The sequence below is a fragment of the Massilia sp. CCM 8734 genome (genome assembly GCF_011682155.1).
Classification (GTDB): domain Bacteria; phylum Pseudomonadota; class Gammaproteobacteria; order Burkholderiales; family Burkholderiaceae_D; genus Telluria_A; species Telluria_A rubra.
The window spans coordinates 1-14,507 of the sequence record NZ_WHJI01000009.1 but is presented as its reverse complement, the minus strand read 5'-3'; the positions used below and the strand labels follow the sequence as shown (position 1 = coordinate 14,507).

The window sequence follows — 14,507 nt, the reverse complement described above, 5'->3', positions numbered from 1 at the left end:
AACGCGTTATGGTTTGCCACCACACAAAGGTGCACGCCCACCTAACATCATCGGTCCGGCCACTTAAGCAGCGGCCTGACCAATTCACATTCTACTACCGTTGATGTCATTTGGATATGTGACTTTAAAGACACGACTTCCGCAATTTTTCATTGCAAAACGTCCATCATGGTGCCTGCGATGGCGGATAAGCGGGCCTGCAGCTGAGTTAAGATGCTTTATGAACAGAGATGCAGCAATCGGCCTGCTGGCCCGCCGCGACCTTGCGCGACTTTCGACCGAGCAGCGGGCGAGCCTGTTGCTTGATTGGTGGTTCAGCGATGCCGATGGTCCCGGATATGCCGGGCTGCCCGATCCGTTGAAGTCGATGCTGGCCTATTCTGTTGAGCCGGACGACCCCACGCGCGCGCTGTATGACCCGCTCGTGCCGCTTGCGCTTGACTACAGCTACATGGGCGTGGTCAACACGTATCTGTCGATGCAGCTCGCCCTGCCTGACGGGAACGTCACGGTCGAGGGCGATGTCGATGTCGATGTCGATGAGATGGTGGTATGTCTGTGTTGCCGCTACCTGAGCGTGCAAACGAGTGCGAATGACGAGATTGGCCGCGTGTGCTTTTGGGAAGATGACGGGATGACAGAGTTAAGCAGCCACAGCGGGCTAAATCACCAGACGCTGCGTCAGGCGCAAGAGAATTTCCAGCGCATCGGCGCCGTTACCGGGGCGAGCCGGCGATACGTTCTTCCCGACGGTAAACAGCGATATGGATTGGCCATCCCATCAGCAGGTCAATAGCGCGTTTCATGGCGCTTTTACCAGCGCCGACGACCCCAACACCGTGCCGATCTGGGTGATGAACTTGTTGTACTTGTCGTTCTCCTGCGCAGGCGAGTTGCCCAGGCGGCGCGCGGAGAGGCTCACGAACTCCATCGTCAGCTTGTGGCGTTCGCTTTGCAATTGTTTCTGCTCGTCCGGCGTGACGGCTTGCTGGTAGCGCTGGTACAGCTCGCGCAGCTTGAGCGACGCACTCTGCAGTTGCGGGTCCGCGAAATCGGGCAGCGGGGCCGGCGCAACCGGCTTGCGCGGTGCGGAAACGATGTGCTGGCGATGCTTCTCGAAGAAACCGGCTTGCTCCGATTCGCTCTCGAAGTAACGTACAAAGTCCGCTGCGGTAAACAGCTTGCTGTAGATGTTGCCACCACCACCCGGGTCATATCCTTGCAGCGAGGTGGGAAAAGGTTCGCGCACGCCGAAGCGCCAATCGTTCTCGATAAACAATCCGTTCACGAGCTTGAAAGGACCGCTGAAAGGCACGCCATCGAGCTTGAACGGGCCGCCGCCCCCCGGCCTGAAGTTCTTCAGCTTCTCTTCGCCGGTAACGTAAGCGACGCTGACAATCACGTAGTCGCTCAGCGTTGGGTTGATCAGACCGCCCTTGCGCTCAGCATAGACAATGAACTTGATTTTTCCCGCCACGGGCGCGTCCATGCTGTGCTCGCCGGCTTTCAATGTAATCTTTTTCGATTGATTTGCCGGGATCTCATAGTCCGTTTGATCAATCTGCAGTTTGATTGCCGCATCGGTCGGGTTATCTATCGAGAAATCGACATTGTTGCTGCAACCTGCGAGAAGCAGCAGTGCGGCGATGGAAAACAGAATGTTATTCATAAGCTTATCCTTGGGGTGCTTCGATCGAACAACAACGGTGGCGTATCTTAAAGTCATTTCATTTTACACAACTCGCCAGGGTGGTTGCGGCAGTATCGCGCTTGCCTGCCGTGAAAACCCGCGACGATGTTCGCACGAGGCGGCGACCTTGAATGGCCTGTTTCGTGCCCCACGTACGCCTGAGCCAGCGCAACGGGCGGGTACTGTCCCTCGCTACAATGCGCCATGACCGCCCACCACGACCTCGGCTACCGTTCGCTGTTCGCCCACCCGGAACTGGTGCGCGATCTGATCGCTGACTTTACGCCCTTCAAGCTGTTCGAAAACGTCGCGCTGTCGTCCTTCAAGCGGGTCAATGCCACGTATGTAAGCGAGCAAGCATCGGCGCGCGAGGGCGACATGGTGTGGCGCGTACAGGTCGGCGACCATTGCCTGTACGTGTACCTGCTTCTGGAATTCCAGTCCAGCGTTGACCCCTGGATGGCCCTGCGCATGCAGACCTATATCGGCTTGCTGCACCAGGACCTGGTCAAGCGCCACGAATTGCAACGCGGGGGCCTGCTACCGCCGGTGTTGCCGCTGGTCTTTTACAACGGCAAGCGGCGCTGGAGCGCCAGCATGGAGTTGGCCAAGCTCCTGATGGAAGCGCCTGCCGGGCTGGCGCCGTTCCAGCCATCCCAGCGCTACCTGCTGATCGACCAGAAGCGCCTGGACCAGGCAGCGCTCAAAGCGAATGCGAATGTGTTGTCACTGCTGTTCCTGTTCGAACTTTCATCGGCTCCCGATGTCTTAAAGGAGGTAGCACCAGCGCTGATCACCTGGCTACGCGCAACGCCGCAACTCGCCCTGCGCCGATCGGTCGCAGCATGGGCGAACCGCGTGGCGGAGCGCCGGTCCGGACGACCGGGGCCGTTTTCATTGGAGAATATGGAGGAGTTTGCCGACATGGGACGCAAATTTGCAACCTGGGCAGAAGAATTCGAGTATATCGGTTTCAAAAAAGGACGCGCCGAAGGTAAAGCCGAAGGTAAAGCTGAAGGTAAAGCTGAAGGTAAAGCTGAAGGTAAGGCGGAAGGAAAGGCCGAAGGCATGGCCGAAGGGAAGCTCATCGCACTGCGCGCCATGCTGAGAAGCGTGTTGCGCCGCCGCTTCGGCGACCTGCCTGCGCCAGCTGGCCAGCGTATCGACAAGGCCACGCATGCTGAGCTTGAAGAATGGTTCGAACATGCCCTCGCCGCGCCCAGTCTGGAGGAAGTGTTCGGGGAGAGATGACATGCCCGTACGGGACATGCGCGTACGGGACATGCGCGTACGGGACATGCGCGTACGGGACATACCAGACGAAGGCCGCAGTTGAATCATGTCATGCTCGTTGCGCCAGTCAGGACCACAAGAAAGTTGAAGAGACCATCCTTCCCTACACATGCAGCAACAAATGCTCGCGCTCCCAAGGGCTGATAACGGTCATGAATTCCAGGTGTTCCTGGTCCTTGATAGCGGCATATACGTCGACAAACCGCTCGCCCAGCACGTCGCGCAGCTTGTCTTCCGCGCGCAGCAGGCTCAACGCTTGCGGCAAGCCCTGCGGCAGCTCAAAGTCGAGCGCGTGGGCGCTGCCAACTGTCATCGCGCTCGGCTCGATCTCTTCCGTCATGCCGAGATAGCCGCACGCCAGCGTGACGGCGAATGCCAGGTAGGGATTGGCGTCGGCCCCAATGACGCGGTTTTCCACCTTGCGCTCCTGCGCTGTCGACTCCGGCACCCGAAAGCCGACCGTGCGGTTATCCAGCCCCCACTGCACATTGATGGGCGCGGTGGTGTGGCGCACGATGCGCCGATACGAATTGACATATGGCGCGGCCAGCGCCATCGCCGCCGGCATGTAGCGCTGCAAGCCACCGATGTAATGGTAAAACGCGGGCGACGGCGCTCCTTCCGGGGTACTGAACAGGTTCAGACCGGTGCCGCTGTCGGTCACGCCCTGGTGCACGTGCATCGCCGAGCCCGGCTCGTTGGCGAGCGGCTTGGCCATGAAGGTGGCGTACATATTGTGCTTGAGCGCCGCTTCGCGCAAGGTGCGCTTGAAGAAGAAAACATTGTCGGCCATGGTCAGCGGCTCGCACGAGAGCAGGTCGATGCCGAACTGGCCGGCGCCGATTTCGTGGATCAGGGTGTCGACGTCGAGCTGCATGAGCTCGCAGAAGTCGTAGATATCCTCGAACAGGGGGTCGAATTCGTTGACGGCGTCGATGCTGTAGATCTGGCGGCTGGTTTCGGCACGGCCGCTACGGCCGATGGGCGAGCGCAGCGGCAGGTCGGGGTCGTTGTTGCGCGCGGTCAGGTAAAACTCCAGTTCGGGACCCACGCTCGGTTCCCAGCCCTTGTCCGCATACAGCTTGAGTACGCGCCGCAGCACGCTGCGCGGGGCAAAATCGACCAGGCTGCCGTCGGGAAAATAGCAGTCGTGGATAACCTGGGCAGTCGGGTCGAGCGCCCACGGCACCATGGTGATGGTGGACGGGTCGGGCCGCAGCACCATGTCGCGGTCGGTCTCGGAAATGGCGCGGAAGTACGCGACGTCGTTGGCCGGATAATTGCCGGTGACGGTCATGCCGAGCACGGCTTCCGGCATGCGCATGCCGCGTTCGTTGGTGAATTTGGTGCGCGGCAGGATCTTGCCGCGCGCGACGCCGGTCAGGTCCGGTACCAGGCATTCAATTTCGGTGACCTGGCGCTGGTTGAGCCACAGGTCCATATCGCTGAAAGTAAAGTTCTTGCGAACCGCCATTCGACATCTCCTCAAGCCATGAAATCAAACAGCGAGCGGGCCCCTCCTCCGGGCAGGCCGGGCAAGGCACTGTTGGCGCCGCTACCCTGGCTGATCTCGGTGTAGCGCGCAACCAGGTTGCTCGCCTGGGCATTGAGCGCGCTGGTGAGCGCGGTTTTCTGGCCGGTCAGCGTGCTGACGCTGCGCTCGACCGTCAGTTTTTCCTTGACGATGCTGCTGCCGGCGCCGAGCAACTGGCCCAACTGCGTGTCCAGCTTGTCGGCAATGCCCTTGCCGCCGTCGGTGAACAATTTGCTGACCGCGTTCGGGTCGGCCTGAACCGCCGACGCCAAGGCCTTTGCGTCGATCTTGAGCGTGCCATTCTTGTCGAGCGAAACGCCGGCTTTTTCCAGCGCCTCGCTATTGCTGCGAACCATATTCGTCAGTTGGTCCTGCGCCTGGCGCAGGGCGGGATCGGATTTCAGGCCGCCCTGCTGCAAGCCTTGCAAGGTGGACGAGAGCTTGTTGAAGCCATCGACAAAATTGCCGATATTTTTGGCGATCGCGCCGGTTTCCTGCGCGACAACCATTTTGGTAGCGCCCTTGGCGGTCAGCGCCAGCGCCGTGCCGCCGATCTGGCCGGTAATGACGTTGCCCGAACTGGTGACGCGCTTGCCGTCGATATTGAGTACGGCGTCCTGAGCGGTGCTGCCGGCCGTCAGGTTCTTGAGGCCGGCCGGATTGTAGGCCAGCAGTTTTTCGACCGCCGCGTCGCCGCCGGCGCTGATGCGCATGCTGCCGGCCGCGCCTTCCGGCCCCTTCAGTTGCAGCGCGAAGCCGGCGCTGCCCTTGACGATGGTGGCGTCGATGCCGGCGGCCTTGAAAGCGTCCGCCATGCCTTGCAAGGTATTGTTGCCAATGTCGATGTTGATTGAACGAACGCTGCCGTTTGGCGTGAAGCCGCTGCCCGACTCGGTGCCGAATTCGACCTTGATGGCGCTGGGCAGGCCGTTGCCGATCGGCGCATCCTTGTCCTTTTGCGGAAGCGTCAGCAGGGTTTGCGACTGCGCAAGTTGCTGTACGTCAATTGCGTAGGTGCCAGACTTGGCGCCGGTCATGGTCACGGCGGTCAGGACGTTGGGGCTGGACGAGGTGGCGCCGGTTTGCAGGCCCGCGCCGGACAGCGACTGGGTCAGCGACTGGAAATTGGCCAAGGCGCTTTGCAACTGCCCAAGCCCGGACAGGCGGGTCTGGTCGCGGGTCAGCTGGGCGCTGAGTTTCTGGACCCCGGCGTTTTGCGCAAACAAGCTCTTGTTGACCCGGCCGACCATCTCGGCGGAGGCGGCATTGCCCGACTTGAGGCCACCCAGGACACTGTTGGAATTGATCGGCACGGCCATGAAGTTTTACCTTTGATTCACGTTTAACGTAAAGGTAACACATTCGCTTGCCGCACTTCGTTCAAATTCCTGATCAAGACCTGAGCCAGGTCAATGGCGGCGGAGAACAAGCTTGCGCCAGTCGCGGGCGGACGATGCATGCCCAGACCCCGCGTCAGTCAGTCTTACTTCAGAAACTTGGCCAGCTGCGTCACCCCCGACAAATTCAGATTAAGGAAGCTGAAGCCGACCTTGAAGTCGCCATGACTCAAAATGCAGTACGAGGCCTTGCCGCGTACATCAATCGTGGTCATGGCGCCATCGACGAACAGGTCGAAGCGCAACTGCGCGCTCGCCCCCACCTGGATCGGCTCGGGCGACATGATGCACATCCCGTTCGCACCCACATCCACCGTCTTGACCGCGGCCGGTGCGGAACCGTCCACCGTCACCACAGCTTTAACTTTTAACAATTTTCGCTGCGCTTGTCTTTGTTCGTTAAACACGTTTCGCCCGTTGGCATTGCAGAGTCATACATTATAGTTTTAATTTGCAACACCGGTTGGCTAATCCAGTTCGCGCAGTTTGTTAAATGCTTCGTCGATCCGTTCGACCGCGACGATGGTCATGCCTTCGATTTTCTGCTTCGGCACGTTGGCTTTGGGAATCATTGCAATTGAAAAACCCAGCTTGGCCGCTTCGCGCAAGCGTTCCTGGCCGCGCGGCGCCGGCCGGATTTCGCCCGCCAGCCCCACTTCGCCGAACACCACGAGGCCGCGCGGCAGCGGTTTGCTGCGCATCGACGAGTTAATTGCCAGCAGCACCGCCAGATCGGCCGCCGGTTCGGTGATCTTGACCCCACCCACCGCATTAATGAAGACATCCTGGTCGAACGCGGCGATACCGGCGTGCCGGTGCAGCACCGCCAGCAGCATCGCCAGCCGGTTCTGCTCCAGCCCCACCGACAGGCGGCGCGCATTGGGCAGGTGGCTGGTATCGACCAGCGCCTGGATTTCGACCAGCAAGGGCCGCGTACCCTCTTGCGTCACCATCACGCACGAGCCAGGCACCTGGTTGTCGTGTTGCGACAGAAACAGCGCCGAGGGGTTGGACACCCCTTTCAAGCCTTTTTCGGTCATCGCGAACACGCCCAGCTCATTGACCGCGCCGAAGCGGTTCTTGATCGCCCGCACCAGCCGGAAACTGGACTGGGTATCGCCCTCGAAATACAGCACCGTGTCGACAATGTGCTCAAGCACGCGCGGCCCGGCCAGCGCGCCCTCTTTGGTCACATGGCCGACCAGGATAATGGTCACGCCGGTCTGCTTGGCCACCCGGGTCAATTGCGCCGCGCACTCGCGCACCTGCGCCACCGAACCGGGCGCCGAGGTCAGCGCGTCGGAATACACGGTCTGGATCGAGTCGATCACCGCCACTTCGGGCTTCAGGTCCGCCAGGGTGCCGAGGATCTTCTCAAGTTGGATCTCGGCCTGCAGCTTAAGTTCCTTGCCATCGACGCCGAGCCGGCGCGCGCGCAGGGCGATCTGGGCGCCCGATTCTTCGCCGCTCACATATAAGGTACTTTTGATGTGCGAGATATTGGCCAGCGCCTGCAGCAACAGGGTCGACTTGCCGATGCCGGGGTCGCCGCCGATCAGCACCACTCCGCCCGAGACCAGCCCGCCGCCCAGCACGCGGTCGAATTCTTCGATACCGGTGCCGAAGCGCGGCACGTCGACCGCCTCGATGTCGGCCAGCGACAGCACCGGCGCGGTCTGCGCCAGGCTCCTGTGCTGGGTCTGGGACAGGCGGTTCACGCCAGGCGTGTCGAGCACCGTCTCGACCATCGTGTTCCACTGATGGCAGGCGGCGCACTGCCCGGTCCATTTGTTGCTGATCCCGCCGCAGTCGCTGCAGGTGTATTGCGTTTTAACTTTAGCCATTGAGATCCAGATTGCCTTCCACGACGCGCACGCGGGGTGCCAGCGCGCACATTAATTCGTAACCGATAGTGCCGGCGGCGTTGGCCACGGTGTCGATCGGCAAGCCGGCGCCCCACAGGATCACCTTGCTGCCGACCCCCGCGCGCGGCACGTGGGTCAGGTCGACCGCCATCATGTCCATCGATACCCGGCCCACCAGCTTGGTGAGGATGCCGTCGACCATCACCGGGGTGCCGTGCGGAGCGTGGCGCGGGTAGCCGTCGGCGTAGCCGCATGCAACGATGCCCACTGTCATCGGCCACTCGGCCTGGAAGCCGCTGCCGTAGCCGACCGAGTCGCCCGCCACCAGGTCTTGCACGCCGATGATTTCGCTGGCCAGGGTCATGGTCGGACGCAGGTCGAATGCGGCCGCGCTGCGCCCGCCCGGGGTGCCGCCGTACAGCATGATGCCGGGACGCACCCAGTCGTTCGACAATTCGTCCGACAGCGCCCCCTGGTGCAGCACGCCGCCCGAGTTCGACAGGCTGCGCTGGCCGGGCAAGCCGTCCGCACCCAGGCAGAAGCGGCGCACCTGCTCGAGCACGGTCAGCCGGGGGTGTTCGAGCTCATCGGCGTTGGCGAAGTGGGTCATCAGGGTAATCTCGCGCACCGCGGGGATGGCGCGCAAGCGGGCATACGCGGCGCCGAAGGCTTCCGGCCGGAAGCCGAGCCGGTTCATGCCGGTATTCATCTTCAGGTGGATGTCGATCGGGCCGGGCAGCGTCGCCTGCTCCAGCAGCACGATCTGCTCCACCGTATGTACAGCGCTGTTGAGCTGATGGCGCACCAACAAGTCGACATCCCCGGCGTCGAAAATCCCTTCCAGCAGCAGGATCGGGCGCGTCCAGCCCAGTTCGCGCAGGCGCACCGCGTTCTCGGTTTCGATCAGGGCCAGCCCGTCGGCGTCGGCAAAGCCGCGCATGCCGCGTTCGAGCCCATGGCCGTAGGCGTTGGCCTTGACCACCCCCCACACCTTGGCGTGCGGTGCGCAGTCGCGCGCCCGCATCAGGTTATGCTGCATGGAATCTAAGTGAATCGTGGCGATGAGCGGGCGCGGCATAGTGCGAAATGGGGTGGTTGGCAAGCCTGTATTTTACCGGACGCAGCCCGTTCCGACGCGCCGATTTCTTTGGCTTCCCAGCCATTCATGGTATAAAGCAACCCACACTAGCTTTTAGACTTCTCGAATGAATCGTGGTTTTTACACCATCATGGCGGCGCAGTTTTTTTCGTCGCTGGCAGACAACGCCTTGCTGTTCGTGGCGATCGATCTGCTGATCTCCATGAATGCGCCGGCTTCGCTGACGCCTTTGCTCAAGCTTTCCTTCGTCCTCTTCTATGTGCTCCTTGCGCCATTTGTCGGCGCTTTCGCCGATTCCATGCCCAAGGGCAAAGTGATGTTCATCGCCAACCTGGTCAAAGTGGCCGGCTGCGCGCTCATCTTCTTCCAGGTCCACCCGCTGCTGGCCTATGCGGTGGTCGGCTTCGGCGCGGCGGTATATTCGCCGGCCAAGTACGGCATCCTCACTGAATTGTTACCACCAGAGAAACTGGTCGCCGCCAATGGCTGGATCGAAGGCCTGACGGTGATGTCGATCATCCTCGGCACCGTGATGGGCGGCGCGCTGGTCAGCGCCAAGGCCTCAGCCTTCATGCTCGGCCTGGACATGCCGTTCATCGACACCGGCATCGACAACACCACCGAAGCGGCCCTGTGCGTGGTGGTGGCCGTGTATATCCTGGCAACCCTGTTCAACCTGCGCATTCCCGACACCCTGGCCAAGTATGCCCACCAGGAACGCAACCCGGCCAGGCTGATCGCCGACTTCGCGAATTGCTCTTCATTGCTGTGGAAAGACAAGCTGGGCCAGATTTCGCTGGCCGTGACCACCCTGTTCTGGGGCGCCGGCGCGACCTTGCAATTCATCGTGCTCAAGTGGGCCGAGAAATCGCTGCACATGCCGCTCGACAAAGCCACCACCCTGATCGGCATCGTCGCGCTCGGCGTGGCCGTGGGCGCCGCCAGCTCGGCCAAGATGATTCCGCTCAAGAAGTCGCTGACCGTGATCCCGCTCGGCATTGCCATGGGCGTGGTCGTGGTCTGCATGACCATGGTCCATTCGGTCCTGATCGCCTATCCGCTGTTGCTGCTGATCGGTGTGCTGTCGGGCTTCTTCGTGGTGCCGATGAACGCACTGCTGCAACACCGCGGCCACGTCCTGATGAGCGCAGGCCACTCGATCGCCGTGCAGAATTTCAATGAAAACCTGTCGATCCTGACCATGCTGGCCATTTACGCCATCCTGATCACCTTGAAAGTGGACTTGAATATTGTGATCATCGGCTTCGGCCTGTCGGTGGCGGGCATCATGTTCCTGATCATGCGCAAGCACAAGATGAACCAGGCCGAGCACGATTCGCTCGCCCTGATCGGCGAGCACAAGCACTGATCAGGCGCCCTGCCCCACCATTTTCTGGCGGAAGGCGGCGCGCACGCGCCAGTCGTTGGGGACGATGAAACCGCGTTGCGTTTCGATCAGGCAGCCGTCCTCCACGCGCACGGCGGCCACCAGCAGCGGCATCGGCACGCTGTCGAATTTCTCGGCCAGGGTGGCTTGCAACTGTGCCCGGCTCAGCAATCCGGCCTGGTCCGGCGCGCGGAACGGCGCCAGCCATTGCAGGCGCGGCAAGATCACCCAGGCGTCCGGCGCCAACGCCGCCACCTCGTCGAGCGCGCACCAGAAGCCGCGGCAATGCCGGCCGGAGATGCCATCCATCGCCTGCCCCGCGCCGCCCGGATAGAACAGCCATCCCTTGACCAGGGCCCGCGCCCGCGTGACGGGACGCGGCAGCACGGCCTGGGCCGCCGGGTGCGAACCGAGCGCCAGCTGCCGGTCAAAAATCTTGCGCATCTTGGCGCCCAGGCTGTCGGCCAGGTTGGGGCCGACAAAGGTGTCGAAGCGCGATGCCGCCGATCCTTCCAGCAGATAAAACTTGGTGGCGAACTCGATGTGCTCGAGGCCGCCATCACCGGGATCGAGCAGGAAATCGAACTCGCCGACCGTATCGTTGCGGCTGGCGCGCACCTGCAAGCCGTGCGCCACCAACTGGCCATGCTCGCGGAAATAGAAAGCCATCAGCTTTTCGGCATACAGGCCCAGGCGCGTGTAGTTGCGCGTGCCGAGCGCCTCGAGCAGGCGCGCGGGATCGGCATCGAGGCCGAGCAGCCAGTCGTCGAGCGCCGCCGGCAGCACGCCCAGGCTGGCGATGCGGCCTTCCCAATGCGAGTCGTCCGGATCGAGCAGGTCGGGCGCGTGCAGCAGCCAGGCCAGCGCACGCACGTGCGGCTGCGTCAGCTGCCCCCAGCGGCGCGCGAAGCCGGCCTGGTAGTTGTCAGGCGCGCCGCTCATCGTGCTCCCGCGCAAGGCACAGGTCGGCCCAGGCCAGCGCCTTGTCGGCGCCGCGCCGCAGCAGCTCGCCCGGATGCAGGGTGGCCACCAGCTTGACGCCGGCCAGTTCGTGCACCTGGCCGCGCGCACCGGCCAGCGCTTCCTGCAAGGGCTTGCCGCGCAGGGCGTTGGCGGCGATCTGGCCGAGCGTGAGCACCATCGATGCGCCGGAGAGCGCCAGTTCGCGGTCGAGGTAGGGCCGGCAGGCCAGCGCTTCCTCGGCGCTCGGGGCGCGGTCGCCGCCGTTGGCGCTGGTCGGACGGCATTTGATCAAATTGGTGACGTACACATTGCTCTCGCGCGAAAGATCGACCGCGGCCAGCATGTTGGCCAGCAGCTTGCCCGGTTCGCCCGACACCGGCTGGCGCGCCTTTTCGTCGGACGCGGTGGAGGCGCCGGCGGCCACCAGCCAGTGCGCCTGCTGCGCGCCGTTGCCGTAGACCGGCTTGCGTCCGCCCTTGCACAGGCCGCAGCGGGTGCAATTGGCGATGGCGTTCTTGAGCTGGGCCCAGTCCATGGCGGCGATCTCGTCGTCGGTCGGTGGCGGCGCGGGCGGCTCCTCGCCCCAGGCCGAATCGGTGGCCGGGCTGGTGGCAGGACTGACGGCGGGCGGCGCGGCCCTGGCCACCACCGGCGGGGGCGGCATGACGACCGCAGCGATGGTGGGCATGGCGGTAGGTACGGAGCTAGGCACGGCGGTAGGCACGGCGGTAGGCACGGGCACGGCGGCAGGCTGGGGCGCGGCTTGCTGCGCGGGAGCGGCAAGCTCGTCGGAGTACGCCTCGTCGGCCACGCCGGCGGCGCCATCGCGCAAGGTCCACAGCGGGCCGATGCCCATCTCCTGCAAAAAGACGCTGTCGCGCGCGCTGGTACTCATAAGACAAACCTCATCACGATGGCATCCTCGCGCTTGCCGTCATGGGCGGGATAGTAGCCGCGGCGGCGGCCGATTTCAGTGTAGCCATACTGCTGGTAGACGGCCAGCGCGCGCACGTTGGACGGGCGCACTTCGAGCAGGATCGAGTCCATCGACAGCCCGCGTGCGCAGGCGGCGACCTTGTCGAGCAGGTAGCGGCCCAAGCCTTCGCCCTGGCGCGCGGCGGCCACGGCCACGTTGAGCAGGTGCGCTTCGTCGACTATCGGCATCAGCAAAAAATAGCCGATCAGCGCCCCGCCGCGCTCGCGCAGCACCCAGGCGTTGTAGCCGCTGCCGAGCGAATCGCTGAAGTTACCGCGCGTCCAGGGATGCGGGTAAACCTGCTGTTCCAGCGCGAACACGTCGTCGACATCGGCCGCCACCATCGGCGCATAGACCAGGTGGTCATCGTCACGCAGCGCGCTCATGCGGCGGCCTTGGCGGCGTTGATCACGCTGCGTTCCGCGCTGGTGTAGGCGATCTTGTTGCGCAGGTAGAGCGGCTGGGCGTCTGCCGCGCCGAGCGCCTTGCCCGCCGCCAGCGCGGCGCGCCCGAGCGGCGCCAGTTGGGCGGCGTGCGGCATGATGTCCGGATACATGGCCCCGAAGGCCTCACCGGGAAACGCGTCGGGATAGGCCGCCAGGCCATTGCCGCAAGCGGCCAGCGGGCCCTCTACCGGCAATGGCGCCACGGCCCCGGGTGCGCACAGCACCGGCGCGGCCAGTTCGCGCCACAGGCCGGCGCCGCTATCGTAGCGGTACTGGGCCCAGTAGACTTCGCCCATGCGCGCGTCGAGCACGGCCACCACATCGGTGGCGCCATGCTGCTGGCGGCAGGCCACGGCCATCGCTTCGAGCGTGATCAGGGGCAGCACCGGCAAGCCGGCGCCGTAGGCCAGGCCCTGGGCGATGCCGCAGGCGGTGCGCACGCCGGTAAAGGATCCGGGACCGGCGCCGAAGGCGATGGCGTCGCACTGCTTCAGGGCGATGCCGGCCTCGGCCAGCAGTTCCTGCACCATCGGCAGGATCGATTGCGAGTGGGTGCGTACGCCGGACGATTCACGGGCGATGACGATGTCGCCGCGCAGCAAGGCGCAGGACGCCATCTCGGACGAGGTTTCAATAGCGAGAATAATAGACATCCCGTATTTTAACCCGGCCGGGTGCCGCCCTGGCGCTTAGAGCCTATCTCAGTAGATCGGGGGAAGCTGATGGCGACATGCGCGTAGGCGACATGCGCGTAGGCGACATGCGCGTAGGCGACATGCGCGTAGGCGATGCATGGCAAGCGAGGGCAAGGCGCGAGGAGGCCGCATGGCTAGCCATGCAACGACGAGGGTATTCCGAAGGAATACCGAGGCGGCACTCGCTTGCCAGGCGCGGCAGCAGCGACTCCGATCTACTGAGATAGGCTCTTAAGCAAGCAGGGCTTCGTCGCCCGATGTAGAATGCCGCTCATGCACAGCCACACACTCGACTCCGACAACCGCGACAGCATTGCGCAAGCGCTGGGCGGCGAGCGCTGGATCGTCGCCTGCCTGTGCGCGGCCTGGTGCGGCACCTGCGCCTCCTACCGCGCCGCCTTCGACGGCCTGGCCGCGCGCCACCCCGACAAGCACTTCATCTGGATCGATATCGAAGACCAGGCCGAGGTGGTGGGCGACCTCGATGTCGACAACTTCCCGACCCTGCTGATCCAGCGCCACGACATGGTGACTTTCTTCGGCACCATGCTGCCCGACCCGGCGCTGGCCGAACGGCTGATCCAGGCCCAGGTTGCGCAATCGGACGAGGAATTGGCGCTCCAGGCGCGCAGCAGCGACGAGCGGCGCCTGTGGCAGCAGCAATGCAATCTGCGCGCACTGCTGCGGCGCGCCTGAACCTGGCGCACCATGCGCTCGTTTGAGTCAAGTCAACAGCACCCGAAAACGGATCGCCGACGATGAGAGATCGTGGTTGAACGTTTTTTGGGAAGCGCAGATAATGGACATCATGGAAGCCCGTATCGTCAAACTTGAATTGGTGACAGAAAAGATCCTGGAACGTCTTGCGGCGGTGGAGCGCGACGTTGCGGTGATCCGGTCCAACTACGCCACCAAGGCGGACATAGCGGCGCTGCAAGTTTCGATAGCGGCACTGGAGACGAAAATGCTCAAGTGGTTTGTCGCCACTGCCATCACGCTGGCCGGAGTCGCCTTCGCCGCCGCGAAATGGATCCACTAGCCTGAATTTTGCATAAAAAAGGGCAAGAATGCCGTAAGTGATTGATAAAATGTGAGTTATCCATAAAACACAATTTCAACACGAACGCACCTTGCCCGGCATGAATTCTACCTCAGAGCAGCT

At 63.1% G+C, this 14,507-nt stretch carries 15 protein-coding genes; 5 read left to right on the top strand and 10 right to left on the bottom strand.

Annotated elements, in window-relative coordinates:
* Positions 1–220 precede the first annotated feature (220 nt).
* Positions 221–796: a CPCC family cysteine-rich protein gene (locus F2P46_RS10375; protein WP_166888534.1), complete on the top strand. Its 576-nt coding sequence runs from the start codon at positions 221–223 to the stop codon at positions 794–796.
* Between the two features lie 6 nt (positions 797–802).
* Here the strand turns inward: F2P46_RS10375 and F2P46_RS10370 are convergent, their stop codons facing one another.
* Complete coding sequence (locus tag F2P46_RS10370; RefSeq protein ID WP_166888531.1) at positions 803–1,669, bottom strand: hypothetical protein; 867 nt, start codon at positions 1,667–1,669, stop codon at positions 803–805.
* A gap of 225 nt (positions 1,670–1,894) precedes the next feature.
* Between F2P46_RS10370 and F2P46_RS10365 the strand changes: the two genes are divergently transcribed.
* The gene (locus tag F2P46_RS10365) at positions 1,895–2,941 is read left to right on the top strand and encodes an Rpn family recombination-promoting nuclease/putative transposase (RefSeq protein WP_166888528.1); all 1,047 of its coding nucleotides are present in this window, start codon (positions 1,895–1,897) and stop codon (positions 2,939–2,941) included.
* 145 nt (positions 2,942–3,086) lie between these two features.
* On the opposite strand, the gene F2P46_RS10360 is transcribed toward F2P46_RS10365, so the two are convergent.
* The 5 genes from F2P46_RS10360 to alr all read right to left on the bottom strand — a co-directional run bounded on the left by F2P46_RS10360 (position 3,087) and on the right by alr (position 8,857).
* Positions 3,087–4,457 carry a glutamine synthetase family protein gene (locus F2P46_RS10360; RefSeq protein WP_166888525.1) on the bottom strand — a complete coding sequence of 457 codons (1,371 nt, stop codon included), beginning with the start codon at positions 4,455–4,457 and terminating at the stop codon, positions 3,087–3,089.
* 11 nt (positions 4,458–4,468) lie between these two features.
* Positions 4,469–5,836, bottom strand: a complete 1,368-nt coding sequence (fliD, locus tag F2P46_RS10355) for a flagellar filament capping protein FliD (protein WP_166888522.1) — start codon at positions 5,834–5,836, stop codon at positions 4,469–4,471.
* A gap of 164 nt (positions 5,837–6,000) precedes the next feature.
* On the bottom strand, positions 6,001–6,321 hold the full coding sequence (locus tag F2P46_RS10350; RefSeq protein ID WP_166888519.1) for a PilZ domain-containing protein: 321 nt from the start codon (positions 6,319–6,321) through the stop codon (positions 6,001–6,003).
* A gap of 60 nt (positions 6,322–6,381) precedes the next feature.
* The gene (gene radA, locus F2P46_RS10345; protein ID WP_166888516.1) at positions 6,382–7,758 is read right to left on the bottom strand and encodes a DNA repair protein RadA; all 1,377 of its coding nucleotides are present in this window, start codon (positions 7,756–7,758) and stop codon (positions 6,382–6,384) included.
* Positions 7,751–8,857 carry an alanine racemase gene (alr, locus tag F2P46_RS10340; protein WP_166888514.1) on the bottom strand — a complete coding sequence of 369 codons (1,107 nt, stop codon included), beginning with the start codon at positions 8,855–8,857 and terminating at the stop codon, positions 7,751–7,753. The genes radA and alr overlap by 8 nt, the downstream gene beginning before the upstream one ends.
* 127 nt (positions 8,858–8,984) lie before the next feature.
* Here alr and lplT point away from each other — a divergent pair, with 127 nt between their 5' ends.
* Positions 8,985–10,247 carry a lysophospholipid transporter LplT gene (lplT, locus tag F2P46_RS10335; protein ID WP_166888511.1) on the top strand — a complete coding sequence of 421 codons (1,263 nt, stop codon included), beginning with the start codon at positions 8,985–8,987 and terminating at the stop codon, positions 10,245–10,247.
* On the opposite strand, the gene F2P46_RS10330 is transcribed toward lplT, so the two are convergent.
* From F2P46_RS10330 to tsaB, 4 genes are read right to left on the bottom strand one after another with little or no spacing between them, the layout of a single operon-like run.
* Positions 10,248–11,207, bottom strand: coding sequence for a DUF1853 family protein (locus F2P46_RS10330; RefSeq protein WP_166888507.1), 960 nt, complete (start codon positions 11,205–11,207; stop codon positions 10,248–10,250). It abuts the gene before it with no gap.
* Entirely contained in the window at positions 11,191–12,123 is a 933-nt protein-coding gene (locus F2P46_RS10325; RefSeq protein ID WP_166888505.1) for a uracil-DNA glycosylase, read from the bottom strand. The genes F2P46_RS10330 and F2P46_RS10325 overlap by 17 nt, the downstream gene beginning before the upstream one ends.
* On the bottom strand, positions 12,120–12,590 hold the full coding sequence (gene rimI, locus F2P46_RS10320) for a ribosomal protein S18-alanine N-acetyltransferase (protein ID WP_166888502.1): 471 nt from the start codon (positions 12,588–12,590) through the stop codon (positions 12,120–12,122). The genes F2P46_RS10325 and rimI overlap by 4 nt, the downstream gene beginning before the upstream one ends.
* A complete protein-coding gene (gene tsaB, locus F2P46_RS10315; protein WP_166888499.1) occupies positions 12,587–13,303 on the bottom strand; it encodes a tRNA (adenosine(37)-N6)-threonylcarbamoyltransferase complex dimerization subunit type 1 TsaB in 717 nt (238 codons plus the stop codon). Before tsaB ends, rimI begins: the two co-directional genes overlap by 4 nt.
* A 315-nt stretch (positions 13,304–13,618) precedes the next feature.
* Between tsaB and F2P46_RS10310 the strand changes: the two genes are divergently transcribed.
* Both F2P46_RS10310 and F2P46_RS10305 read left to right on the top strand, forming a co-directional pair.
* The gene (locus F2P46_RS10310; RefSeq protein ID WP_166888497.1) at positions 13,619–14,041 is read left to right on the top strand and encodes a thioredoxin family protein; all 423 of its coding nucleotides are present in this window, start codon (positions 13,619–13,621) and stop codon (positions 14,039–14,041) included.
* Between the two features lie 103 nt (positions 14,042–14,144).
* On the top strand, positions 14,145–14,384 hold the full coding sequence (locus tag F2P46_RS10305; RefSeq protein WP_229509215.1) for a hypothetical protein: 240 nt from the start codon (positions 14,145–14,147) through the stop codon (positions 14,382–14,384).
* Positions 14,385–14,507 lie beyond the last annotated feature (123 nt).

What these genes read in the sequence shown, in the direction of transcription:
- tsaB (WP_166888499.1), bottom strand. Translation starts at nt 13,303, where the DNA reads ATGTCTATTATTCTCGCTATTGAAACCTCGTCCGAGATGGCGTCCTGC.
- F2P46_RS10305 (WP_229509215.1), top strand. Translation starts at nt 14,145, where the DNA reads ATGGACATCATGGAAGCCCGTATCGTCAAACTTGAATTGGTGACAGAA.
- alr (WP_166888514.1), bottom strand. Translation starts at nt 8,857, where the DNA reads ATGCCGCGCCCGCTCATCGCCACGATTCACTTAGATTCCATGCAGCAT.
- F2P46_RS10330 (WP_166888507.1), bottom strand. Translation starts at nt 11,207, where the DNA reads ATGAGCGGCGCGCCTGACAACTACCAGGCCGGCTTCGCGCGCCGCTGG.
- F2P46_RS10365 (WP_166888528.1), top strand. Translation starts at nt 1,895, where the DNA reads ATGACCGCCCACCACGACCTCGGCTACCGTTCGCTGTTCGCCCACCCG.
- F2P46_RS10310 (WP_166888497.1), top strand. Translation starts at nt 13,619, where the DNA reads ATGCACAGCCACACACTCGACTCCGACAACCGCGACAGCATTGCGCAA.
- F2P46_RS10360 (WP_166888525.1), bottom strand. Translation starts at nt 4,457, where the DNA reads ATGGCGGTTCGCAAGAACTTTACTTTCAGCGATATGGACCTGTGGCTC.
- F2P46_RS10375 (WP_166888534.1), top strand. Translation starts at nt 221, where the DNA reads ATGAACAGAGATGCAGCAATCGGCCTGCTGGCCCGCCGCGACCTTGCG.
- fliD (WP_166888522.1), bottom strand. Translation starts at nt 5,836, where the DNA reads ATGGCCGTGCCGATCAATTCCAACAGTGTCCTGGGTGGCCTCAAGTCG.
- lplT (WP_166888511.1), top strand. Translation starts at nt 8,985, where the DNA reads ATGAATCGTGGTTTTTACACCATCATGGCGGCGCAGTTTTTTTCGTCG.
- rimI (WP_166888502.1), bottom strand. Translation starts at nt 12,590, where the DNA reads ATGAGCGCGCTGCGTGACGATGACCACCTGGTCTATGCGCCGATGGTG.
- radA (WP_166888516.1), bottom strand. Translation starts at nt 7,758, where the DNA reads ATGGCTAAAGTTAAAACGCAATACACCTGCAGCGACTGCGGCGGGATC.
- F2P46_RS10370 (WP_166888531.1), bottom strand. Translation starts at nt 1,669, where the DNA reads ATGAATAACATTCTGTTTTCCATCGCCGCACTGCTGCTTCTCGCAGGT.
- F2P46_RS10325 (WP_166888505.1), bottom strand. Translation starts at nt 12,123, where the DNA reads ATGAGTACCAGCGCGCGCGACAGCGTCTTTTTGCAGGAGATGGGCATC.